The following is a 22039-nucleotide window of genomic DNA, read 5'->3' as shown; positions in this document are numbered from 1 at the left end:
CCTAATATACCGGCTTCAACCCTTGTTGATAGAGCAGTGCGCTGGCCTTGAAGAGGGAATAGGCAGTGTAGGAGAGGGAGATGTTCAGCTCATTTGCCATATCGATCATGCTCTGGCTCGGTTTCTTGTTGCGGACCAGGAGGATGTTGCTGATGTCGCTCATCTCCGCAGTTCTGATGGCTTGGTTGTTGGACAAGCCGGTGATGAGGATGATGTCATCCTCCAAAATGGTCAGGACATCGCTCATGAGGTCGCTGGCGAAGCCTCTCGTCACTTCATCTTCCAGATGGGACTCTCCGCAGACAAGTTTCCCATCCACACATGCTAAAATATCTTTGAGTTTCATAGGTGAGAGTATACCATGGACGGAGGCCTCAACGGTAGGTAAAACTCCGGCTCCTTTTGCTCTTTTTGCCTTTCAAAAAGAAAGGTGAGAAGCTATACTGGCCTAAAGAGGAGGATTTGTGTGAAATACGTTGGAGCTTTGGACCAGGGAACGACCAGTACCCGTTTTATTGTGTTTGATCAGGAAGGAAGTCTCGTTTCATCTCATCAGCTGGAACACCAGCAGATTTACCCCCAGCCCGGTTGGGTTGAACACGACCCTTGGGAAATCTGGGACAACAGCTCGGAGTGCATCAGCAAGGCTCTGAAGGCTGCCAACCTCAAAGGTAGTGACATCGCCGGCATCGGCATCACCAACCAGAGGGAGACGATTCTTGCATGGAATCCGAAAACCGGAAAAGTATGGCACAATGCAATCGTCTGGCAGGATTTGCGGGGAGCCGATCTCATTGAACGGCTGAAAGGGCAGGTCGATGCCTCCTTCCTCCAGAAAAAAAGCGGATTGCTTTTCAGCCCGTATTTTGCCGCGTCCAAGATCGCCTGGCTTTTGGACCATGTTGAGGGCCTTCGTGATGAGGCTGAGAAGGGGAATGTGGTCTTTGGTACCATCGACACCTGGCTTACGTGGAATCTGACCGGAGGGAAGGCTCTGGTCACCGATGTCTCCAACGCCTCACGCTATCTTTTGATGAACATTGAAAGCTGCCGGTGGGATGATGATCTGCTCGAGCTTTTCAACATTCCCAAGAAAGCACTCCCGACCATCGTGCCATCCTCGGGTATGGTGTACGCCATGACGACCCCCAGCGGGCCCTTGCGCAGTGAAGTGCCTGTCTGCGGCATTCTCGGCGACCAGCAAGCAGCCTTGTTCGGTCAGGCATGCTTCACCGAAGGACTGGGAAAAAGTACGTATGGCACCGGCTGTTTCCTTTTGGTGAACACCGGGCGCAAGTTGGTCACCAGTGCACAGGGACTCTTGACCACCGTCGCCTACCAGCTGGGAAACGAGCCTCCCATGTACGCCTTGGAGGGCTCCATTGCGGTAGCCGGTTCTCTGGTCCAGTGGGCCCGCGACAACCTCAAGATTGTGGAGACTCCACAGGAACTGGACAAACTGGCCTCCTCTGTGCCAGACTGCGGCGGAGTGTACATTGTTCCTGCTTTCAGCGGGCTTTTCGCCCCGTACTGGAGATCGGATGCCCGCGGGGTCATCGCCGGCCTTACCGGGTATGTCACCCGTGCCCACCTCGCCAGGGCCATCCTTGAGGCAACAGCCTTCCAAGCCCATGATATTTTCAAGGGAATGGAGAAGGACAGCGGCATCGAGATGACCACATTGAAGGTCGATGGAGGACTTACCAACAGCAAACCGCTCATGGAGTTCCAAGCCGACTTGTTGGGCATCCCCGTCATCCGTCCGTTGGTTGTGGAAACCACCGCTTTGGGCGCCGCCTATGCGGCCGGCCTGTCGGTGGGGGTATGGAAGGATCTCGACGAACTGGCTTCCTATTGGAAGGAAGATCGACGCTGGGAACCCAAGATGAGCGATGAGGTGCGATGTGAGAAAATTCGGTTCTGGAAAAAAGCAGTGAACCGCACCCTGGATTGGGTGGGTACCCAAGAGGATGAACAGTAGGAGTTCCTGATGGTTCTTGATGCAATGCAAGGAGTGTTGTCATTCATACGCCCCGCCTTACAGGTGGGGGTTCTTGCATGGTTGTTCTATCGGTTCTATGAGACCATAGCCCAGACCAAGGCACAACAGATGGTCAAGGTGGTGGTTGTCCTGTTCTCCGCCTTCGCCATCAGCTACATCCTAAAATTGGATGTACTGCTCTGGTTCTTCCGCTATATCTCGGTTCCCGCAACCATTTTCATCTGCATCGTCTATCAGCCGGAACTGAGGAGGTCGTTCACCCAGCTTTGGAGCGGCCGTTCCAGGCTCTTCAGGATCGGGACGCAGACTACGAGTTCGGATCAGATCGACTCCATCCTCAACGCCTGCACCGTGCTGGTGAACAAGCGCAGGGGCGCCTTGATCGTATTCCCCCGCCGCCTTGGGATCAAGAACATCATCGATAGTGGGACCCGGCTCAACGCCGACCTTTCCACCAGCCTGATCCTTACGGTGTTCGACCATGATACTCCGCTGCACGATGGGGCGATGGTTATCCAAGGCGGGCGCATCGTCGCCGCCGGATGCTACCTCCCCCTCAGCGAGCAGACCGATATCAAGAAGAGTTTCGGAACCCGCCATCGGGCGGCGTTGGGATTGGCCGAGGAGTCTGATGCCGTTGTGCTCATCGTCAGCGAGGAGACCGGGGCGATAAGCATGACGTACAACGCCAACCTCTACTATGACTTGGAAACAGGGACGATCAAGCGAATGCTGCTTGCCTTGTTCAGTTACAACGACATCACGCCCGAAGAACTATTGCAGGAGGCAAACAGTGATGAAACTGAATAAACACCTGCAAGCATTCATCTACAACTGGCCGGCCAAGGTCTTGTCCTTGGTCTTTGCCTTGCTGGTCTATGCCTTCATCCAATACACCACCTTGGGAGCACGGGTGGTAACCATTCCCCTGGAAGTCTTGCTGCCTGACCGATACGAGGCCGAGAGCCTTGTGCCTGCTTCGGTCGAGGTCAGCATCAGGGGGAATGAGGATGTCATCTACCTCATCAATCCGAATTCCATCCAGGCAAGTGTGGACTTCTCTGCCGTCAAGCAGGAGGGTATTGCCACAGCTCCGGTGATTCTTGTCTACGATGAGCAGGTCTTTGACAGTGCCGATATCGCCTTGTCGGCCAATCCCACCCAATTCAGGATTCTCTTCACAGCGGGGAGCGGACCTGATGATTGAGGGCATCGGCATCGACGTGGTGAATATTGACCGGATCGGCAGACTCTCTGAAGCAGTAAAGCAACGGTTGTTCCATCCGCGGGAGCTGGAAGATGCATCCGCTCTTGCCTTGGAGGTGCAAAGCGAGTTCCTTGCTGGTCGATTTGCCGCCAAGGAAGCCCTGGGCAAAGCTTTGGGCACCGGATTGAAAGGGATAAGCTTGCAGGAAATCTGGGTGGAGAAGCAATCTGACGGCAGTCCCAAACTTTGCTTTGCAGGAAGAGCCCGGATATTGGTAGGCTCCCGGACGGCCATGCTATCCATCAGTCATGACCAGCCGGTTTCAGTGGCTGTGGTCTTGCTTCAAGGAGGTTGTGATGGCTCGCTCTGATTGGAAACGGCCTGATCTGGAGCCTCTGGGGCCGGGGCTTAGAAGAATTCGGATGACTGTCTCCTACCACGGCAGCCACTACAGTGGTTGGCAAAAGCAAGCCAATGCAAAAGCTGTCGCCGAAATCATCGAGCAAGCGGTCAAGCAGATGATCGATGAGGATGTTCAGGTGGTCGGCAGCGGTAGAACGGACAGCGGGGTGCATGCCTTGGCGCAAGTCTGTCATATGGACATTGCCAACACCCGGGTGAAGGCACAGAAGTTCGCCCTTGCGCTCAACCGGCTGCTTCCCGCCGACATCAGGATTCTCGACTCCAGCGAAGTCGATGGAACCTTTCATGCCCGCTATACAACCATGGCGCGGATGTACCGCTACTACTACAAGCGTGAATGTGACATGACCGCCTTTGACGACCAGTTGGTGGCAAAGGTGAAGCAGTTTCCTCCGCTTGACTTGCTGAGCTCCTATGCCCAAGTCCTGCTGGGAACGCATGACTTCACCACCTTTACTGCAAGCGGGGATCTCTGTCCATCCCGCTGGCGGGACATTTATGAGTCGTATTGGAAGGTGGAGACGGACCGTTACGGCAAACAGCTTTTGACATACACCATCTGCGGCAATGCGTTCTTGTACAGGATGGTGCGCTCTCTGGTGGGGTCGATGATGGAGTTTGCCCGGAAAGGCCTGACTGGAGAGGAGTTTGCCGACATACTCGCTTCACTGGACCGAAGTCGTGCCGGCTGTACAGCCGGTGCCTGTGGTCTCTATCTCTACCGGATCAGCTACGATCCGGCTGAGTATGCATGGTTTGAGGAGGACGGCAATGAGTGACATCCAGCACAAACGCGACGCCCTTGCCACGGCGTTGCAAAGCTTTGTGGACCTGTGCGATGAGGCTGAGGCGGTCATCGGGTCTGTCCCGGTGCAGGGCAGTGGCCCACGTGATTTCTCCGCCCTGCTCGATGCCTTGCTGCCCCTTCCGATCGATAAGGATTCCATCCAGGGCACCAATATCCGACAGCTGGAATCCCTTGCTCTGGCGTGTACCAAGTGCCGTCTTTGTGAGGGAAGAAACCATGTGGTGTTCGGGGAGGGGACCATCCCGGCCCGCCTGATGGTCATCGGCGAGGGCCCTGGGTTTGAGGAAGATGCCAGCGGCAAGCCATTCGTTGGAAAGGCAGGCCAGTATCTGGACAGCTGGCTGAACGCCATCCATCTCAACCGCAGCAGCTCGGTGTACATAGCAAACATCGTCAAGTGCAGGCCGCCGCAGAATCGTGATCCCGAGGTCGACGAGGTGCAGGCCTGCATTCCGTACCTCAAGCGGCAGATCCAGCTGGTCAAGCCGCAAATCCTTCTTTTGGTCGGCAGCGTAGCAGCACGTTCACTGCTTGGCGTTGCCGACGGGGTGGGCAAGCTGCGGGGTCGATTTTTGCGGTATGAAGGAATTCCGGTGGTGGTTACCTACCACCCGGCTGCAGTATTGCGCAATTTGGAGCTGAAACGGCCGGTTTGGGATGATTTGAAGAAGGTTGCCGCGTATTTGGATATCCAGCTGTCCGGGAGGTCGTGATGGCCTTGTTTGCCATGGTGGCCTTGGACTTGCCGCTCAAGCAAGCCTTTACCTATACCATCGATCCCGAGATCGCCGACAAGGTGGCTGTAGGGCATCGGGTGGTCGTCCCATTCGGCAAGCGGGAGATGACCGGCTTTGTCATCGAGCTGTTGGACGCTTTCACCGCTGCATACGATGTGAAGCCGATCAAGCGCGTCATCGACGCATCGCCGCTCTATGGCAGGCAGCTCATCGACCTTGCCGATTGGATGAGCCGGTACTATCTGTGCTCGCTCGGGGAAGCGTTGAGCATGATGGTCCCCGGAGGAAGAAGGGAGCTCGGCATCCCCGCTCTCGAGATCGAGGAAGACCTGAGCTTTGAGCGCATCCACCACCTCAGCGACGAGCAGGATGCCGCGATCAAGGAGATCCTGAGGCGCGAGAAACCGATGTACTACCTCTACGGAGTGACCGGAAGCGGCAAGAGCGAGGTGTTCTTGCGCTGTGCCGAGGCGGTGATAGCAGAAGGGAAATCGGTCATCTACCTGGTGCCCGAAATCACGCTGACCCATCAACTAGTCCAGCAGGTCTCCACACGGTTTGCCAATAAGGTGGCGATTCTTCATTCAGCTCTCACTCCCAGCCAACGGCTGAAGGAGTGGAAGCGCATCATCAGAGGGGAAGTGGACCTTGCAATAGGTGCCAGAAGTGCCGTGTTTGCTCCGTTTGAAAATCTTGGTCTGATCATCCTCGACGAGGAGCATGAGAACAGCTATAAGAGCGGCAATACCCCCCGTTATCATGCCAGACAGGTTGCCCAGCGCCGTTGTCAGCAGGAAGGCGCGACCTTGGTCATGGGCAGTGCGACCCCTTCCCTTGAGGCGTACAGCCTCATGCTGGACGGCAATCAGGTGGGAGCTCTTCGCCTCACCAAGCGTGTGGCAGGCGGAAGCATGCCCCGTGTGGAGGTGGTAAACCTTGCGTTTGAGAAATCCCTGGTCAGCTCTGCGTTGAAGCAGGGCATCAAGCAGACACTGGGTAAAGGGAAGCAGGTCATCCTCTTTCTCAATCGTCGGGGCTTTTCATACTTCTTCCACTGCAACAGCTGCGGCTATGAGCTGCATTGTCCCCATTGTTCGGTGGCTCTAACCTACCACAAGAAGAGCGAACAGATGGTTTGCCACTACTGCGGGTATCGCACCGCACCGATGCGGGTCTGTCCCGAGTGCCGCAGTGTTGATGTGACGTACAGCGGCTTCGGCACCGAGATGATTGAGCAGGAAATCCGCACCCTCTTTCCCAAAGCCCGAGTCGAGCGCCTGGACACCGACAGCGCCAAGGAGAAAGGGCATGTGCAGAAGACGCTTTCCGAATTCCGTCAGGGGGCGATCGACATCCTCTTGGGGACGCAGATGGTGGCAAAGGGGCTGAATTTCCCCAAAGTGGAGCTGGTCGGCATCGTGCTTGCCGACAGCGGGATGAATATCCCGGACTTTCGCAGCCAGGAACGGACGTTCAGCCTGCTTGTCCAAGTCTCGGGCAGGGCTGGACGGTACAACGACCAAGGGAAGGTGATCATCCAAACCTTCCATCCTGACAATCCTGCCATCCAATACGCCTTGGGCGGCGATGTAGAGGGGTTCTACAACGAGGAGCTGGTGGTTCGCAAGGAAACAGGGTTCCCCCCGTACAGCAGGCTCATCAACCTGGTGCTCAGGGGGCGCAACCAAAAGAAGGTGGAGGCGGAAACTGCCAAGCTGGAGGCCCTCCTTCAAGCCGCATCGGCCCATATCAAGGCTGAAGTACTTGCCGCCGGCGAATGCCCGCTGGAGATGATTGCCTCCAACTACCGTTTCCACATCCTTGTCTCAGGCAAGGATGGCTCTTCGGCGCACCACCTGGTCTCTACCGTGCTTGCTTCCTATACCCCTCCCTCGGCGGTGTATCTGGAAGTGGACCTTGATCCGTTGCAGCTCTTGTAGCGGTTACGGGCTGCTCGGCTCGGAAAATTCCAGCTCTGATGCATCATTGGTCACGGTACTTCCATCGAGCTAGCCGGGAGGCCCTTGCTTGGGAAACGTGATCTTCAGGATGAATGTGGTTTCAGCTCCTACCACACCGCCCTTGAATGTCATGTTCATGAATCCTGCATCGGCAAGATTCGATGGCGTCAAATGCATCGGTGCCGGTGATTATCGTATGGTGTGCTGTCCTCTCTTGCGTTGACCATAGCGTTTTGTGTTGGTATAGTTGAGATACTATGTTAGATATTTATACACTTGGAGATGAGGTACTTACCGAGAAGTGCCAACCGGTAACCAAATTTGATGATGCGCTGAAAATCTTGGTGGATGCGATGTTTGAAACCATGGCTGAAGCCGATGGAGTCGGCCTTGCAGCTCCCCAGGTCGGGGTGAACAGCCGCTTGTTCGTCATTCACATCCAAGGCCAAGAGAAGCGTGCATACATCAATCCTCAGATAATCGAGACTTCGATAGAGACCGATACCGCCGAAGAGGGCTGCCTCTCCATACCCGGCGTCTGGCATGATGTACAGCGCCCTGCCAGGGTCGCCGTCCAGGCACAGGACACCGAGGGCAAGGTATTCACCGTCAAGGCCGAAGGCTTGCTCGCACGGGCGATCCAACACGAGAACGATCACCTCAACGGGGTGTTGTTCATCGACCGCCTCGATGATGAGGAGCGGGAGAAAATGGTGAAGGCCTATGAAAAGAGGTCGAAGTCAACAAGTAGGAGACGCGAGCGGTGAGAATCCTCTTCGCGGGAACTCCAGAGATTGCAGTCCCCACCCTGAAGGCCTTGTCGGAGCACTTTGAGGTCGGTGCGGTTTTAACCAATACCGACAAACCCGGTGCAAGGGGCAGGGCCCTTGTTCCGTCTGCAGTCAAGAGTGAAGCACTCAGGCTCGGCCTTGCAGTACTGCAGCATGACAGCCTTCTTTTGCAGGCACGCACCGAGGTTGCAGCGACCGGTTGCGATACGCTTGTTTGCTTTGCTTACGGGAGAATGTTCGGACCGAAGTTTCTCTCGCTTTTTTCCAATGAGAAGCTGAATATCCATCCCTCGCTGCTTCCCTCCCTGCGTGGTCCAAGCCCCATACAAGGGGCGATCCTCAACCAGATGACGGAGAGCGGGATCAGCATCCAACGCATTGCCCGAGAGATGGATTCGGGAGACATTCTGGCCTGTGAACGTTTTGTGCTGCAGGGTGACGAGACGGCGGAAAGCCTCTCTTCCTTCGTCAGCCTCAAGGCTGCTGATCTGGCGGTACGAGCCCTTGGCTTGGTGCAGGCAGGAACTGCAACGTTTACCAAGCAGGAAGGGGAGGCTACCTACACCACGTTGCTCACCGCTGAGATGGCCCATCTTGATTTTCATCGCAGTGCAAAGGAACTTCACGCACAAATTCGTGCCCTCTACCCGTGGCCGAAGGCCCGTACGCTGTACAACGGACAGAACCTTATGATTACCGGGGTGCATGGTAGTGTGCAGGATGCGGGAGAGCAGAAGGCGGACGCAGATATACCGGTGGGGACGGTGGTTGGAAAGCAAAAAGGCAAAGGCATTGCAATTGCAACCGGTGATGGGTTGCTCTGGGTCACTTCGCTGCAGCTGGAAAAACGCAAGGAGATTGACTGGGCCTCCTTTTTAAACGGCAACCAAGGTTTTCTTGGTGCAAGGCTCGGGTGAAGCTATGAAACGAGCGCTGTTTTTCATGCTTTTTTCTCTCTTGTGTGTACCGCTTGCCGCCTCCAAGCCGACAGTCGTCCTCGTACTCAGCGGCGGCGGCGCCCGCGGGCTTGCCCATATTGCTGTGCTGGAAGCCCTTGAAGCAGAAGGAATTCCCATCGATATGGTTCTGGGAACCAGCATGGGCTCGCTGGTCGGTGGTTTGTACAGCAGCGGCTACACTCCCAAGGAAATTCGCAGGCTCCTGGAAGAGACCGACTTGGTCGGCTTGTTCTCGGAGCCGGCTCTCGATACCGTACGCAATCAAAATACAGCGTTCTCCTACATGCACGACCATGTATTCTCCCTTGGTTTCGGCGAGAAAGCCTTAGGTGATGGTCCTTCACTCATCGGAGACCAGAAAATTCTTGAGCTGTTGGGGTGTCTTTTTGCCAAATACCCAAATACGATCGATTTCGACGATTTGCCCATTCCGTTTCGCTGTGTTTCTGCGGATGCACTAACCGGAGAGCGTATCGTACACGAATCGGGGTCCCTGGTCAGCGCCATCAGAAGCAGCATATCCATCCCCTTGGTATTTTCCCCATACCCCTATGAGGAGAATCGGTTGGTGGTGGATGGAGGCGTGGTGGACAACCTGCCCATCGCTCTCGCCCGGTCGTTGGGAGCCGATATCGTCATCGCCAGCGATGTGAATGCCCTGCAATTTCAATCCTATGAAGAACTGGAAAACCTTTCGGCGATGGCGGTGCAGACAGTCTTCCTGCTCACACAGGAGAAGGCTACCATGCAACACCCGCTTGCCGACCTGCTGTTTCTCCCCGACCTGAGGGATATCAATTCGCTGGATTTCACCAAACCGGAACTGATAATCGAGCGCGGCAGACAGGCTGTGGAGGCAAGGCGTGATGAGCTTGCAGCCTTGGCCGAGAAGATAGGGTCGACACGCGGCCTTGCTGTTCTGGACAGCAACCGCAATGGGGCGTACAGCCTGCAACCAACACCGACTATTTTGCAGATTGCCATCCAGGACCTCTCTCTCAGCGAAGGACATCAGATGCCCCAGGCTAAACAGTTTTCCTCGTTCCTGGGACGGAAACTCGACAAGCAGACAGCCGAGGAACTCAACTTGAAGTTGCGGGAAATCCGCAAGGCCAACGCTCTGGCAAGCCTCTCCTATGAGATGGCGCCTGACGGCACCTTGTTGATATCGGGTCGCGGTTTTGGGAAGCTTGATCGGAATATCAGCCTCGGCTTGCAAAGCGATGCAGGGTTTTCCAACGCACTGCCTTCATCCTTGGCTTGGTACCGGGCGGATGTGTTTCTGGATGCATACGTCAATGACTTTTGGAACACCGAGCTTTCCTTGTTGGTCAATGCGACCTTGGGGCAGAAGACCAGCATGCAGATTGCCCTGAGCTACCCGTTTGCATTCACCAGTTGGGGGCAGGTGGATGTGAAACTCGGCCTGTTCTACGGCAGCGGCAGTTTCAGCACGCTGAGCACGGTGGTGAATGCAGCCCGGACGGCTCCCCTTGACCGAGCTTTCCATGCCGACCTGGCCCTGGATCTTCGGTTCAACGAAATCGGCTTGGCTTCCCTGATGGGCTCCTACCACCTTGTCTCGCTGCACGACAATCGGTTTGCCGATACCTTTCTTGCTTTCCCCGAACTGAAAGTCAGCTTGTTGTACAACAGCCTGCGAAGCCGTTTCACCCCCGGCGGATACAGGTTGGACGTGCTTGCATCGATAGGATACCTTGACCAACTGCTGGGTAGCATGCGTCTTGCATGGAATCAGAGATTTGCCCTCACGTATCTGGACAGTCTTGGGTATGACCTGCATCTCTCCTTGATCCGCAGGCCGTATCCCTTGTTGGACAGCTATGCCGATTTGGGTATCGTCGAAGGAATACCCGGCTACAGTCCCTTGTCGCTCAGGCGTGATGCCCTGTATGCAGGAGTAACCTGGCAGCATCGGCTCAATGAAGTGCTGGGGTATCCCACCTACAGCAAGGTCATCCTGCGAACAGGTGTGCTGGACGTGTATGACCCTTATACTGCCCAAGCCCCCGCAAGCAATGACTATTTCTCCGATATCATGTGGGATATGGGCTTGGGGGTGGTCCTGGGACTGGTTGCACCCCTTGGTGAGATCCTGATCAGTTTCGGGGCAAACCTCGCTGGTTTTGTCACCCTCGCCGTCGGAGTCTACTGATGCAGGCCCCGTACCGCATGTACGCCCGGCATTTGGAGGGTGTCTATGGAGGCCGGGTGTATCGAGTCGGTGTCGACGCCCTTTTTTCTTGTCCAAATCGTCGGGAGGATGGAACGGGTGGGTGCGCCTTCTGCGACGGCAGGGGAGCTTCAGCTGTCTATCACCGTACGCAAGAGCATGAGCTGAGTCGGTTGGGCTTATGCCGGGACGGGATTGTGGAAGATTTTTGTTCGAATGCCGGTTCCCTTGCTGAGCGGATCGACCGCATCCGTTTTCAAATCGAACGGGGCAAGGCTTTTGTGAAGCGCCGCTATAAAGCCGAGCGGTACAGCCTCTACTTCCAGTCCTACACCAATACATTTGACACCATTGAGAACCTCAGGGCGTTGTTTGATGCCGCGTTGGCCTGCGGTCCCTTTGTTGAGTTCATCGTCTCAACCCGTCCCGATTGCCTGCCGCAGCAGGTTGTAGATCTGCTGGCATCGTATACCGGCATGGTCGAGAAAGTCTGGGTTGAGATCGGCCTGGAGAGTGCAAATCAGCGCAGTTTGGACCTCATGGGTCGAAATCATGACATAGAATGTTATATTCGTGCGGTAAAAGCGTTACATTTGCGCCATATCGGTGTTTGTACTCATGTGATGCTGGGACTGCCGTATGAAGGGTGTGATGACTATCTTGCAACGGCACGACTGATCAACGCGGTACACAGTGATGCCGTGAAAATCCATAACCTGCATGTCTGTGCGGGAACTCGCTTGGATGATTGGCATCGGCAGGGAGAGGTATGTACAGCTTCGCTGAAACGGCATGTCAGTGATTGCATCTTCTTTCTCCGACATCTTCAAGACTCGGTTGTCATCGAACGGATGATGTGCGAAACTCCCAGTCATAGGCGTGTATCTCCTCGTTCGTTTCCTGACAAGCACCAATTTCTTGCACAGGTAACACAAAGCATGGAAACGCATGGCTGGGTACAAGGGGATTTGGTATGAGTGGAAGGATTCCATTGCAAAAGATAGTCCGGATAACAGGAATTGTGCTTACGATAGTGGTAGTCGGTCTCATTTTGGCGTATTCGTTCATGCCCAAGGAGGCCTATCCCCAAATTTCATGGATACCATTTGCCGACAAGGGCGACCATATGGCAGCCTATGCAGCCTTCGGGTTCTCCTTCTTCTTGGCGACGCTGCAAATCCCCGGTTCCGGAAAACAACGAAGAGCACGATCCAAGGTCCATTCAACCCTGCACATCACCAGCTGGTCCGGCAGATCGATCATCTACACCTTGGTGACCGGGTTGCTGCTTGGTGGTTTCGTGGAGTTCCTCCAGCCAAGGTTTGGAAGGACCCGGGAATGGCTCGACCTTGCAGCCGACTTCATGGGGCTGGTCGTCGGGGTGGCGGTGGTCCTGTTGCTGCTCAAGTTGGTCGGTTCGTATTTTACCACGCGGCCTTGGCTGTATGACCCGAATTGGAAGGATGGGGTTGATGAAACTCGCTGAACGAATACGAGACGCGCTGATGCATGCAGTAGTCGAGCTTGATGAGGATGTGCTTGACTTGATCAAAAGAGCTTATGGGCAAGAGGAGCGTGAGCCGGCAAAGGCCGTACTCGATGCAATACTGAAGAACCTTGAGCTTGCAAAAGAGACCGGCCTGCCTATGTGTCAGGATACCGGATTGTTCTTGGTCTTTGCCGATGTGGGGCGCACCTGTCCTCTTTCGTTTGGAAGCATTGAAGCCTCCATCATGGAGGGCTGTGAGACAGCCGTCCAGCAAGCATATTTTCGTCGTTCCATCGTTGCGGAGCCGGTCTTCGACCGAACCAATACCCAAAACAACCTGCCTCCGGTCATCTGGTGGAATATTGTCGAAGGCAGTGGCCTCACCCTCCGCATCCTGCTCAAGGGTTTCGGCAGTGAGAACTGCAGCTCGGTGAGGATGCTCAATCCCACCGGGGGAAAAGAAGCCGTAGTGGAAGCGGTCAGGCAGATCGTCCAAAAGGCCGGGGGCAAGCCTTGTCCTCCGATTTTTGTAGGAGTGGGCTTGGGCGGCACCATGGACAGAGCGGCGTATTTGAGCAAGCGCGCCTTGCTTCGCGATGTACGCCAGGCGAACAGTGATGCGCGATATGCTGCCTTGGAGCAGGAGATTCTTGCCTCCATCCAGACGTTGGGAATCGGCAGCGGCGGATTGGGGGGCACCATTACCGCCTTGCACGTGGCTGTCGAGCAGGAGAGCACCCACATTGCGGGGCTTCCCCTTGCTGTATCGATCAATTGTTGGGCCGACCGAAAGGCGACCATCACCTGGAAGGAGGGAGAAGATGCGTGAGCTCAACCTTCCTCTCACACCTGAAGATATTGCCGGCCTGCAGGCATACGACCAAGTCCTCTTGACCGGAAAGCTATATGTCGGTCGCGACCAGGTGCACAGCCTGTTGTATGAACGACTGCTTCGCAGCGAGAGCCTTCCCATTGATCTGATGGGACAGGCGATCTATTACATGGGCCCATCTCCGGCACCGGCGGGGAAGGTGATCGGCGCCTGCGGTCCGACGACCAGTGCAAGAATGGATCCCTTTTCACCCCTGTTGCTGGACCACGGGTTGAAGGTCATGATCGGAAAAGGGCCGCGAAGCCAGGATGTTGTTGATGCGATCAGGCGAAACAAGGCGGTCTATCTTCAGGCTTTTGGTGGATGCGGGGCACTCTATGCCTCCACGGTGAAGTCTTCACGCATCCTTGCATTTGAACACCTCGGACCGGAAGCTCTCCTCCTTCTTGAGGTAGAGAAATTTCCGGCAATTGTCGCCATTGATAGCCGACAGGGAAGTGTTTTCACGTATTAGTCCTGTTTCTCTTCTTTTTGCTGGACGTTTTGGTGGAGGTGGAGTACAGTTTCCTGTATGCAAGACTCCCTTGCAAGCCTCTTCATCTTGGGGTGACTGAAGAGCCTTCTCTTTCCATGCGGAAAGCGGGGAGGAAAATCATGTAAGCCGGAAGGATATGCCGTGAAGAATTATATGACTGTGCGCTTCGCACCCTATCTTCTCCTGTTTCTGCTCATCGGCTGCACAAAAGAGGCTGTCCCCCAGGTGGCGATGCCGAGCATCCCTGTTGTTACCGAGAAACAGATAATCAAAGAGACTGATGTCATCAACGACCTGGTCAAACCGGTTGAATTGGATGACCGATTCAGCTACACCTACGGATATATGCTGTACACAACACTGCAACAACAGGGCTTCGGCAACCTGAATGCTTCCTATTTTGCCAAGGGCGCATTGGACGCCCAGAGGCAGAAAGGTTTTTTCACCCAGGAGGAGATGGGCAAGATCCTCTATGAGGTCCAAACAAACATGCTTCAGATTGCCCAGCAGGAGCTTGAGGCCCTCGCTGAGCAAAACCTGAAGACAGCCCAGGAATTCCTTGCAACCAATGGCACTCGTGAGCAGGTCAAAAGTACGGAGTCGGGACTGCAGTACGAAGTATTGTCAGTCGGCGAAGGGCAGACGCCTACCGAGGAGAGCATTGTCGAGGTTGACTACCAGATCCTGCTTCCCAACGGCCGAGTCGTCGACAGCAGCTATGAGCGGGGCCAGAGCTCAACATTCCAGCTGAAAGCCATCATGGTTCCCGGATTCATCGAAGGGGTGAAACTCATGAGCGTCGGTTCCAAATACCGGTTCTGGATTCACCCTGACCTGGCGTACGGCAAGGAAGGAACGCAAACCATTGAACCGAATACGCTCTTGATTGTGGAAGTCGAGCTGAAAGCCATCAAATAGGTGCTGCAAGCAGATCCAGTATCGTTTCCAGCCGAGTCACCGTGTAAGTCGCCTCAAGGTCGGGGGGGAGTGCCTGATTGTGAGGATTGTACCAGACTGAGTCGATGCCGCTGTCCATTGCACCGCGGATGTCGCTCTCAGGGTTGTCGCCGATCATCAGGCAGTGACTCTTCTCGCCCAACAAATTCGAGCGCTCAAGCATGGCAGAGAAGTATCGGGTGTCGGGTTTCTGCCATCCCAGCTCCTCGCTGATGAAAATGTCCTTGAAGAAGTGAGAGACACCACTTTCCTTCAATCGTCCCCGCTGCACCTCAGCGATGCCGTTGGTGGCGAGAAAAAGCGTGTAACCCCGCTTTGCAAGCGTCGAGAGTATGAGCAGGCTGTGTCCAAACAGTATCCCTTGCCCCGCCAGATGGTTCTGATAGCTTTGGGATGCTCTGTTTGCATCCAACAAGAAGAGGGATGCTTCAGAGAAGCGCTCAAACCTCTTTGTCTTCAGCTCCTCAAGGGTCAACGCACCTTGCTCGAACTCTTTCCAGCAGGAAGCATTGCAAGCTTTGTATTGCAAAAAATGATCGTTCTGGACTGAAAGTCCCAAGTCCCGGGCCATCGAATGGAATGCGTGGTGCTCAGCCTGTTCAAAATCGAACAGTGTTCCGTCTGCATCGAAAAAAAGATAGCGGTACATGCTCTGTCATCCTTTACTTGGGTTCTTCTTGTCTGTACGATAAAGAAAAACAGTCCGGTGATGCAAGACCGGTTCAAGGAGTTGACAATGCAGGATAGTTTTCTCAAACGCCACTTGACCCTTTCAATTCTCTTTGGGTCGTTGCTCATGATTCTTGGCATCTACCTGATGTTCCAGCAGGAGTCGTTCGTCAAGATTTTCATTTCGATTCTTGGCTTGTTCCTTGCCGGCTCAGGACTGTTCACCCTGTTCTCCCTGAGTGGGTACAAGCTGGGAAAGCGTTCCAAGATTGCAACCCTCGTCAAGGCACTGATCAGTCTTGGCCTGGGCATCACAGCAGTCATCGTACCGCTGACGGCAGCCGATGTGAGCTGGAAGGTGTTCTTGTTTGTAATCGCCATCGAATTGGTTTTTTCGGCGGTCATCTTATTCTTGGATGCGCTCTTGCTGCGAAAGAGTGGCATCGTCGTTACCGGGATGCTCTCTGAAGGTGTGTTTTCCTTGGTTGTTGCAATCCTGTTGTTTGTCTTCCCCGAGCAGATAGGCAGCATGTTGCTCAAGCTGGTAGGGGTTGTGTTGATCGCCTCAGGCCTGGGCATGGTGTTTTGGGCCTATCGGATCCGCAAGATCAACCGACAGTTCAACACGCAAGCCATCGAGGTTGAAGCTGTCGTGGTTGACGAAAGCTCCAAGGACTAGGGCACCAGGAAGGAGGAGACGAGACCGTAGCGGGCGATGCCATCGGCATCTGCAACCGATTCCCCTCCGATGGTAAGCATGGAGGAAGCGAGCGGCAGCATCTTTCGGCTGAACATATAGTCGATGCGCTCCTTGAAGTCCTTCTTGACCAGCGTGTTGCCTGCATCGGTTGCACTGGAGAAGTGCGTCACCCGATAGACATCATAGAACTGTTCATCCTCGAGGAGGGTGGTCAGCGGCCAGAGATAATCGACTTGCCGATAGGCTATCGGGCTGAAGGTGTTCCAATCCTGGTGTGATGGTTCGAAGAGGCTTGCAGCAAGCAGGGTCGGCTCGGTGACCGAGCCTTCGGCAATGATGGCTTTCAGGCTCTCCTGCCGTGCTTGGGTGACGCTTTTTTGGACAGCCTTCCAATCACCACCGTCTGCGAAGGTCGCGAGCACCTTGTACTCCGGCAGGTAGGCGAGAGCTAGGCGGAGCGTCTTCTTCTCGCTGAACTGAACGCTGGCACCATGGGTGCTGGAGCTGATGATCGGCAGGGATGTGATGATGGCCCCGCCTTCCACCAGTACTGCATGCATGCCCACCTGTCGTACCACATCAATGACATTCTGCATGTGACCGGTCAAAAATATGACAGGATAAGAGAGGTCGCTGATACTGTTCTTGACCTGCCCAGCCATGCTCTTATCGCTCCAAGGCGTATCGTCGAGGGGCAGCAGCATTGCATGCAGCTGGCTTTGGTCGGTGAATAGAACGGTCGGCTTGTCGGTGGTGTAGATTCTTGGGAAGGTGAGTTCGTCCAGCGGTGGGATCTGCCGATACAGCTGGTCCAAGGCAGCTTGTCGGAGTCTTTCTTCTTCCTCCAATTGGCGCTCCAAGGCTTCCTTCTGTGCAAGTTCGTGCTGCTTCAGCTGGGCGAGGCGCTTTGCTTCTGCGTCCCGTTCTTGTTCAAGCTTGATTTTTTCCTCAAGTGTCGAGGTTTTCTCTTCCAGCTGGACTTTCAGGATGGCCATCTCCTCACCGAGAGCCTGGATGGTGGACTCAAGGGTCTGCACCATGGTTGCATGCTGGCTCTGCCATGCCGATTCCCTTGCAAGAAAGTCGGCCTCGGTCTGGGAAAGCAAATCTTCCAACTCGCCATTGATGACCTGCTGTTCGGTAAGCAATCCTTCCAGCTCGTTTGCATGATAGGTCAGATTTTCGTATGCCTGGGTCATGTCCTCCAGTTCCTGCAGGGCGAAAGTCAGCTGCTCGCCGGTGGACGTTGCTTCCTCTTTGGTTGCAACCAATGCCTCCAGTGCAGCATCGAGGCGGGCCTGCAGGTCGGTTTTTGCTTGGGTCAGTTCCTCAAGCTGCTGCAAGGCGATGATCAGCTGCCCGCTGGTGGAGCCTTGTTCCCCCTCGATTGCAGACAAAGCCTGCAGTGTTGCATCGAGGCGGGCCTGCAGGTCTTCGTTGGAACGTTCCAGCAGGGTATTCTTCTCTACAAGGGAGGCGATATTGGCTTGCGCCTCATCCCATGCTTGTTGGCGGCTTTGCTGCAGTTGCTGCTCTGCTTCCATCGCTTGCCGGGCGGCCAGCATCCTCTCCTGTTCTTCTGCTTCGGCCTTGCGTTGTGCTTCCTCAAGCTGCTGCTTGGCCATTTCGGCATCGAGGATTGCCTGCCTCTCGGCTTCGATGGTGGAATATTTGGTGACCGGCAGTGTGCCTTCGGATGCACTCAGTTGAATGACATCCTTGCCCTGGCTTGCAGTATAGCTCTGGCATCCGACGGTAAAAAGAAGCATGACGAGAAGAATGGGCAGTAACCAACGTTTATTCATAGTGCTGTGGTGTCCTTAAAAGTTGAAGAATGCCTCGGCCCGGGCCTTGGCTTGTGCTTTGCGCTCCGCTTCCTCCTTGGAGTCCTCTCCAAGCATGAACGAGTCGCAATAGTTTGCTTCCACCTTGTCCTCGATGTACTCTTCCACTCCTTCGAGGCAGTCATGATAGATTCCCGGGTGGTAGAAGCGGCAGTTTACGCAGCTGTGCAGACTTTTCGAGCAGGTTGGGCAGAGCGTCGAATAGCCGATACTGGTCATGACGTCGATGCTTGTATGACAGTGATGGCAGGCACGCATAGTTAAAACTCCAATTGTTTCCCATACTCGGCCATTTCGCCATCGGTATAGGTCTCTTTCGAAAGCTGGATGGTTTTATGGTCGTTCTTCCAGCGGGGGATGATATGCAGATGCAGGTGCGGAACTTCCTGCCCGCTCTCTTTTCCATTGTTGATGATCAAGTTGGTGGCATCGCAGCCGATCTGTCTCCTCAGTGTTGCATCAGCTTGTTTTGCCAGTTTCATCAGTTGGGCGAGCACCTCATCGGGGCACGATTGAAGATCTGGATAGGGCTCCTTGGTGATCAGCAGCAGGTGCCCCTTGTTGACAGGTTTGATATCGAGGATGGCGAAGCAAAGTTCGTCCTCATGAAGTTTAACGCTGGGGATTTCCCCTTTTAAAATTTTTGTGAAAATCGTTTCCATGGCACACCTCGAAGCCATTGTATCACACAAGTGTCGAGTCGGAAAAGGATTGTATTGGGAAAAGGGATTGCACAAAATAAACAGATATACTATCATCCACGAGGTACGGCGGGACAGCAGATTTGCTTCTTGGTCCCTTTCAATCCCTTCAGAGGCTAACCTGATGCGTACTAGGAAGAAAGACCTTTCCCATCGGGTGTTGTTTGGAACTGCAGGGATACCTGTGGATTCGTTTTATTCTATTTTATAGAGGTTATACAGAATGGCTAGTTTGCAAAACTTGAGGAACATCGGAATCAGTGCCCACATTGACTCGGGAAAAACGACTCTCTCCGAACGCATCCTCTACTACTGCAATAAGATCCACGAAATTCATGAAGTTCGTGGTAAGGATGGCGTTGGCGCCACCATGGATAGCATGGAGCTCGAGCGTGAACGAGGTATTACGATTGCCTCAGCTGCAACTAACGTCACTTGGAAGGGAACGGAGATCAACATCATCGACACTCCGGGCCACGTTGACTTTACCATCGAGGTAGAGCGTTCACTGCGCGTACTTGACGGTGCAGTGTTGGTACTTTGCTCCGTCGGCGGCGTACAGAGCCAGTCGATTACCGTTGACCGGCAGATGAAGCGCTACCATATTCCCCGTATTGCCTTTATCAATAAATGCGACCGAACCGGGGCCAATCCGTACCGTGTCAAAAAGCAGCTGGTCGAGAAGCTCGGCCTGAATGCGGTTCTGATGCAGATTCCCATCGGGCTTGAGGATCATTTGGAAGGCGTTGTCGACTTGGTGACCATGAAGGCACTGTACTTCGATGCCGGTCCGAATGCAGACCAGGTCCGTGAAGCTGAGATTCCCGCCCATCTCATGGCAGAAGCCATCTCCAAGCGCGAAGAGCTGCTTGACGGTGTTTCCATGTGCTCCGATGAGCTTATGGAAGCCATGCTTGAGGATAACGTAACCGTTGAACTGCTGCAGAAGGCTATCCGTGAAGCTACCATCCGTCTTGAGCTCTGCCCGGTGCTCATGGGCTCTGCATACAAGAACAAGGGCATCCATCCGTTGCTTGATGCTGTTGTCAGCTATCTGCCCAACCCGACCGATGTCGTGAACAAGGCTCTTGACCTGGACAAGAACGAGGAAGAAGTCATTCTCAAGGCTGACGATGATCTGCCTCCCGTCATTCTTGCCTTCAAGCTTGAGGACGGTCAGTACGGCCAGCTTACCTATATTCGTGTGTATCAGGGCAAGGTGAAGAAGGGCGATGAGCTCTACAACACCCGGTCCAAGAAAAAGTTCCGTGTAGGCCGCTTGATTCGCATGCATGCAGCCGCCATGGAAGACTTGACTGAAGTCGGTTGCGGCGAAATCGCAGCCCTCTTCGGAATCGAGTGCGCCAGCGGAGACACCTTCTGCGATCCCAAGCTCAACTACTCCCTCTCCTCCATGTTTGTTCCCAACCCGGTTATTTCGCTGGCCATCAAGCCGGTGGACAAGAAGGCTGCCGACAATATGGGTAAGGCTCTCAACCGCTTTACCAAGGAAGATCCCACATTCCGCAGCTACGTCGATCCCGAGTCCAACCAGACCATCATCCAAGGCATGGGTGAATTGCACCTCGAAGTCTATGTCGAGCGTATGAAGCGCGAGTACAAGGCAGAGGTTGAAGTCGGTAAGCCCGAGGTGGCCTACCGCGAGGCAATCACCGCCCGTGCCGACTTCAACTACACCCACAAGAAGCAAACCGGTGGTTCGGGTCAGTATGCACGAGTGGCCGGTTATCTTGAGCCGCTTCCGGATCCTGTCGAGGGAGAGGAGTACAAGGACTACGAGTTTGTCGACGAGGTCAAGGGTGGAGCCATCCCGACCGAATATATTCCTTCCTGCGACAAGGGCTTCCAGCTGGCCGTCAAGAAGGGCAGCCAGGTTGGCTTCCCGGTCATTGGAGTCAGGGCTGTAGTGAACGATGGTGCCTGGCACCCCGTCGACTCTTCCGATCAGGCGTTCCAGACTGCTGCTTTGGGTGCATTCCGCGAAGCGTTTGAGAGGGCCAAGCCGGTCATCCTTGAGCCGATCATGAAGGTCGAGGTTGTTGCCCCGAACGAGTTCCAAGGCGGTGTATTTGCTTCGATCAACCAGAGACGCGGTTTGATCGTCAGCTCCACCGAGGACAACGCCATGTGTACTGTTCTCGCCGAGGTTCCCCTCTCCGAGATGTTCGGGTACTCCACGGTGCTCCGCTCCCTGACTCAGGGAAAGGGTGAATTCACCATGGAAATCGGCAAGTACGGCCGCGTACCCGCCGGTGTTTCCGAACAGCTGAAGAAGGATTATCAGGAGAAGCGCAGAAAAGAGCAGAAGTAAGTTCTGCACTGCCTTTCATTGTCGCCCCCATGGGAAGGTTTCTTTCTGTGGGGGTTCCTTATGCAGGCCATTGTGTAAAATTGTACCCAACCGGCGATTTCCATAGTATACTAAGGCTGAACCTAATTACTACTTGGAGGTGAGTACTATGGAAATTCAAGAGTTGAACGACTTGAGTCCTCTTCGCGTTTTTGATGAGTCACTGGGCGGCGGACTCGGTCGTGGAAACCTCGGGGTCCTCGTTTCTCGTCACGGGGTGGGGAAAACAGCATGTCTGGTACACCTGGCCACAGATAAACTGCTCAGAGGTGAGCATGTGATCCATGTTTCCTTTTCCGGCAACGTCGAGCACGTCATCAATTGGTACAAGGAAGTCTTCCGGGAAGTCTCTGAAGGGCGCAGCCTTGATGATGCAGCATCGGTGTACAATAATATTCTCTCCAACCGTGTGGTCATGAACTTCAGCCAAGAAAATGTCACCATCGAAAAGGTGCTTTCGAGCTTGGAAACATTGATCAAGCATGGTTCTTTCAAAGCTGACGCCATTCTCTTCGATGGATACAAGCTGACCATTGCAACCGAGGATGATGTCAAGAAAATCAAGCAGTTCGCCCAGAACATGAATCTTGAAGTCTGGTTCAGTGTATCTCCGGTTCGTGCTGATGTGGTCTATGACAAGTACGGTGTTCCCAACACCATGCAAAAATATGTTGACCTTATCGATGTCCTTATCGGACTGATCTACAATGAGGAGCGTGACAAGGTAGTCATGACTGCGGTGAAGTCCCATGGGGGAATGGTAGAAAAGCCTATGGGAGTCAGCCTCGATCCCAAGACCATGCTCATTTCCAAGTAAAGTTCACCTGAAGGCCGCCTGAGAGCGGCCTTCAGTGTTCTT

24 protein-coding genes are annotated in these 22039 nt (G+C 54.4%); 18 read left to right on the top strand and 6 right to left on the bottom strand.

Annotation, left to right across the window (positions count from 1 at the left end; genetic code table 11):
* Position 1: 1 nt before the first annotated feature.
* Positions 2-346 (bottom strand): DRTGG domain-containing protein, encoded by a 345-nt coding sequence (locus B3K89_RS06590; protein ID WP_293891600.1) that lies wholly within the window; start codon positions 344-346, stop codon positions 2-4.
* A 120-nt stretch (positions 347-466) separates the two neighbouring features.
* Between B3K89_RS06590 and glpK the strand changes: the two genes are divergently transcribed.
* The 7 genes from glpK to priA are packed head-to-tail and all read left to right on the top strand — an operon-like array spanning position 467 to position 7117.
* Positions 467-1981, top strand: a complete 1515-nt coding sequence (gene glpK, locus B3K89_RS06585) for a glycerol kinase GlpK (RefSeq protein ID WP_293891602.1) — start codon at positions 467-469, stop codon at positions 1979-1981.
* A 9-nt stretch (positions 1982-1990) separates the two neighbouring features.
* On the top strand, positions 1991-2812 hold the full coding sequence (cdaA, locus tag B3K89_RS06580; protein ID WP_293891605.1) for a diadenylate cyclase CdaA: 822 nt from the start codon (positions 1991-1993) through the stop codon (positions 2810-2812).
* On the top strand, positions 2799-3209 hold the full coding sequence (locus B3K89_RS06575; protein WP_293891608.1) for a CdaR family protein: 411 nt from the start codon (positions 2799-2801) through the stop codon (positions 3207-3209). The genes cdaA and B3K89_RS06575 overlap by 14 nt, the downstream gene beginning before the upstream one ends.
* Positions 3202-3579, top strand: a complete 378-nt coding sequence (gene acpS, locus B3K89_RS06570) for a holo-ACP synthase (protein WP_293891611.1) — start codon at positions 3202-3204, stop codon at positions 3577-3579. Before B3K89_RS06575 ends, acpS begins: the two co-directional genes overlap by 8 nt.
* A complete protein-coding gene (gene truA / locus B3K89_RS06565; RefSeq protein ID WP_293891614.1) occupies positions 3566-4411 on the top strand; it encodes a tRNA pseudouridine(38-40) synthase TruA in 846 nt (281 codons plus the stop codon). The genes acpS and truA overlap by 14 nt, the downstream gene beginning before the upstream one ends.
* Complete coding sequence (locus B3K89_RS06560; RefSeq protein WP_293891617.1) at positions 4404-5153, top strand: uracil-DNA glycosylase; 750 nt, start codon at positions 4404-4406, stop codon at positions 5151-5153. The genes truA and B3K89_RS06560 overlap by 8 nt, the downstream gene beginning before the upstream one ends.
* Complete coding sequence (gene priA, locus B3K89_RS06555; RefSeq protein ID WP_345907198.1) at positions 5153-7117, top strand: replication restart helicase PriA; 1965 nt, start codon at positions 5153-5155, stop codon at positions 7115-7117. Before B3K89_RS06560 ends, priA begins: the two co-directional genes overlap by 1 nt.
* A 69-nt stretch (positions 7118-7186) precedes the next feature.
* Here priA and B3K89_RS06550 read toward each other — a convergent pair whose 3' ends face one another.
* A complete protein-coding gene (locus tag B3K89_RS06550) occupies positions 7187-7315 on the bottom strand; it encodes a hypothetical protein (RefSeq protein WP_293891623.1) in 129 nt (42 codons plus the stop codon).
* An 80-nt stretch (positions 7316-7395) separates the two neighbouring features.
* On the opposite strand from B3K89_RS06550, the gene def reads away from it, so the two are divergent.
* From def to B3K89_RS06510, 8 genes are all read left to right on the top strand, one after another.
* Positions 7396-7905: a peptide deformylase gene (gene def / locus B3K89_RS06545; RefSeq protein WP_293891626.1), complete on the top strand. Its 510-nt coding sequence runs from the start codon at positions 7396-7398 to the stop codon at positions 7903-7905.
* Entirely contained in the window at positions 7902-8846 is a 945-nt protein-coding gene (fmt, locus tag B3K89_RS06540) for a methionyl-tRNA formyltransferase (protein WP_293891629.1), read from the top strand. Before def ends, fmt begins: the two co-directional genes overlap by 4 nt.
* Before the next feature lie 4 nt (positions 8847-8850).
* Positions 8851-11064, top strand: coding sequence for a patatin-like phospholipase family protein (locus tag B3K89_RS06535; protein ID WP_293891632.1), 2214 nt, complete (start codon positions 8851-8853; stop codon positions 11062-11064).
* Positions 11064-12059: a TIGR01212 family radical SAM protein gene (locus tag B3K89_RS06530; RefSeq protein ID WP_293891635.1), complete on the top strand. Its 996-nt coding sequence runs from the start codon at positions 11064-11066 to the stop codon at positions 12057-12059. Before B3K89_RS06535 ends, B3K89_RS06530 begins: the two co-directional genes overlap by 1 nt.
* Positions 12056-12568 (top strand): antibiotic resistance protein VanZ, encoded by a 513-nt coding sequence (locus B3K89_RS06525; RefSeq protein WP_293891638.1) that lies wholly within the window; start codon positions 12056-12058, stop codon positions 12566-12568. Before B3K89_RS06530 ends, B3K89_RS06525 begins: the two co-directional genes overlap by 4 nt.
* Entirely contained in the window at positions 12555-13400 is an 846-nt protein-coding gene (locus B3K89_RS06520; protein ID WP_293891640.1) for a fumarate hydratase, read from the top strand. Before B3K89_RS06525 ends, B3K89_RS06520 begins: the two co-directional genes overlap by 14 nt.
* Complete coding sequence (locus tag B3K89_RS06515; RefSeq protein WP_293891642.1) at positions 13393-13917, top strand: FumA C-terminus/TtdB family hydratase beta subunit; 525 nt, start codon at positions 13393-13395, stop codon at positions 13915-13917. The genes B3K89_RS06520 and B3K89_RS06515 overlap by 8 nt, the downstream gene beginning before the upstream one ends.
* Before the next feature lie 162 nt (positions 13918-14079).
* Entirely contained in the window at positions 14080-14856 is a 777-nt protein-coding gene (locus tag B3K89_RS06510) for an FKBP-type peptidyl-prolyl cis-trans isomerase (protein ID WP_293891645.1), read from the top strand.
* Here the strand turns inward: B3K89_RS06510 and B3K89_RS06505 are convergent.
* Positions 14849-15544, bottom strand: coding sequence for a YjjG family noncanonical pyrimidine nucleotidase (locus B3K89_RS06505; RefSeq protein ID WP_293891648.1), 696 nt, complete (start codon positions 15542-15544; stop codon positions 14849-14851). The two genes, B3K89_RS06510 and B3K89_RS06505, sit on opposite strands and share 8 nt — an antisense overlap.
* 87 nt (positions 15545-15631) lie before the next feature.
* Here B3K89_RS06505 and B3K89_RS06500 point away from each other — a divergent pair, with 87 nt between their 5' ends.
* Positions 15632-16243 (top strand): HdeD family acid-resistance protein, encoded by a 612-nt coding sequence (locus B3K89_RS06500; protein WP_293891651.1) that lies wholly within the window; start codon positions 15632-15634, stop codon positions 16241-16243.
* On the opposite strand, the gene B3K89_RS06495 is transcribed toward B3K89_RS06500, so the two are convergent.
* From B3K89_RS06495 to B3K89_RS06485, 3 genes are read right to left on the bottom strand one after another with little or no spacing between them, the layout of a single operon-like run.
* Positions 16240-18069 carry a hypothetical protein gene (locus B3K89_RS06495; RefSeq protein ID WP_293891654.1) on the bottom strand — a complete coding sequence of 610 codons (1830 nt, stop codon included), beginning with the start codon at positions 18067-18069 and terminating at the stop codon, positions 16240-16242. The genes B3K89_RS06500 and B3K89_RS06495 overlap by 4 nt on opposite strands.
* 15 nt (positions 18070-18084) lie before the next feature.
* On the bottom strand, positions 18085-18366 hold the full coding sequence (locus tag B3K89_RS06490; protein ID WP_293891656.1) for a hypothetical protein: 282 nt from the start codon (positions 18364-18366) through the stop codon (positions 18085-18087).
* A 2-nt stretch (positions 18367-18368) separates the two neighbouring features.
* The gene (locus B3K89_RS06485) at positions 18369-18770 is read right to left on the bottom strand and encodes an HIT family protein (protein WP_293891659.1); all 402 of its coding nucleotides are present in this window, start codon (positions 18768-18770) and stop codon (positions 18369-18371) included.
* Positions 18771-19032: 262 nt separating this feature from the next.
* On the opposite strand from B3K89_RS06485, the gene fusA reads away from it, so the two are divergent.
* Together fusA and B3K89_RS06475 are read left to right on the top strand one after the other, a co-directional pair.
* Positions 19033-21141 (top strand): elongation factor G, encoded by a 2109-nt coding sequence (gene fusA, locus B3K89_RS06480; RefSeq protein WP_293891662.1) that lies wholly within the window; start codon positions 19033-19035, stop codon positions 21139-21141.
* Between the two features lie 148 nt (positions 21142-21289).
* Positions 21290-21997, top strand: coding sequence for a hypothetical protein (locus B3K89_RS06475; RefSeq protein WP_293891665.1), 708 nt, complete (start codon positions 21290-21292; stop codon positions 21995-21997).
* Positions 21998-22039: the final 42 nt, after the last annotated feature.

The organism is Sphaerochaeta sp. UBA5849, from assembly GCA_002432715.1.
Lineage (GTDB): Bacteria > Spirochaetota > Spirochaetia > Sphaerochaetales > Sphaerochaetaceae > Sphaerochaeta.
The sequence above is the reverse complement of the archived record's forward strand: the minus strand, read 5'-3'. Positions and strand labels throughout refer to the sequence as shown.

What these genes read in the sequence shown, in the direction of transcription:
- B3K89_RS06590 (WP_293891600.1), bottom strand. Translation starts at nt 346, where the DNA reads ATGAAACTCAAAGATATTTTAGCATGTGTGGATGGGAAACTTGTCTGC.
- cdaA (WP_293891605.1), top strand. Translation starts at nt 1,991, where the DNA reads ATGGTTCTTGATGCAATGCAAGGAGTGTTGTCATTCATACGCCCCGCC.
- B3K89_RS06575 (WP_293891608.1), top strand. Translation starts at nt 2,799, where the DNA reads ATGAAACTGAATAAACACCTGCAAGCATTCATCTACAACTGGCCGGCC.
- acpS (WP_293891611.1), top strand. Translation starts at nt 3,202, where the DNA reads ATGATTGAGGGCATCGGCATCGACGTGGTGAATATTGACCGGATCGGC.
- truA (WP_293891614.1), top strand. Translation starts at nt 3,566, where the DNA reads ATGGCTCGCTCTGATTGGAAACGGCCTGATCTGGAGCCTCTGGGGCCG.
- B3K89_RS06560 (WP_293891617.1), top strand. Translation starts at nt 4,404, where the DNA reads ATGAGTGACATCCAGCACAAACGCGACGCCCTTGCCACGGCGTTGCAA.
- priA (WP_345907198.1), top strand. Translation starts at nt 5,153, where the DNA reads ATGGCCTTGTTTGCCATGGTGGCCTTGGACTTGCCGCTCAAGCAAGCC.
- B3K89_RS06550 (WP_293891623.1), bottom strand. Translation starts at nt 7,315, where the DNA reads ATGCATTTGACGCCATCGAATCTTGCCGATGCAGGATTCATGAACATG.
- def (WP_293891626.1), top strand. Translation starts at nt 7,396, where the DNA reads ATGTTAGATATTTATACACTTGGAGATGAGGTACTTACCGAGAAGTGC.
- B3K89_RS06535 (WP_293891632.1), top strand. Translation starts at nt 8,851, where the DNA reads ATGAAACGAGCGCTGTTTTTCATGCTTTTTTCTCTCTTGTGTGTACCG.
- B3K89_RS06530 (WP_293891635.1), top strand. Translation starts at nt 11,064, where the DNA reads ATGCAGGCCCCGTACCGCATGTACGCCCGGCATTTGGAGGGTGTCTAT.
- B3K89_RS06525 (WP_293891638.1), top strand. Translation starts at nt 12,056, where the DNA reads ATGAGTGGAAGGATTCCATTGCAAAAGATAGTCCGGATAACAGGAATT.
- B3K89_RS06520 (WP_293891640.1), top strand. Translation starts at nt 12,555, where the DNA reads ATGAAACTCGCTGAACGAATACGAGACGCGCTGATGCATGCAGTAGTC.
- B3K89_RS06515 (WP_293891642.1), top strand. Translation starts at nt 13,393, where the DNA reads ATGCGTGAGCTCAACCTTCCTCTCACACCTGAAGATATTGCCGGCCTG.
- B3K89_RS06505 (WP_293891648.1), bottom strand. Translation starts at nt 15,544, where the DNA reads ATGTACCGCTATCTTTTTTTCGATGCAGACGGAACACTGTTCGATTTT.
- B3K89_RS06500 (WP_293891651.1), top strand. Translation starts at nt 15,632, where the DNA reads ATGCAGGATAGTTTTCTCAAACGCCACTTGACCCTTTCAATTCTCTTT.
- B3K89_RS06495 (WP_293891654.1), bottom strand. Translation starts at nt 18,069, where the DNA reads ATGAATAAACGTTGGTTACTGCCCATTCTTCTCGTCATGCTTCTTTTT.
- B3K89_RS06490 (WP_293891656.1), bottom strand. Translation starts at nt 18,366, where the DNA reads ATGCGTGCCTGCCATCACTGTCATACAAGCATCGACGTCATGACCAGT.
- B3K89_RS06485 (WP_293891659.1), bottom strand. Translation starts at nt 18,770, where the DNA reads ATGGAAACGATTTTCACAAAAATTTTAAAAGGGGAAATCCCCAGCGTT.
- fusA (WP_293891662.1), top strand. Translation starts at nt 19,033, where the DNA reads ATGGCTAGTTTGCAAAACTTGAGGAACATCGGAATCAGTGCCCACATT.
- B3K89_RS06475 (WP_293891665.1), top strand. Translation starts at nt 21,290, where the DNA reads ATGGAAATTCAAGAGTTGAACGACTTGAGTCCTCTTCGCGTTTTTGAT.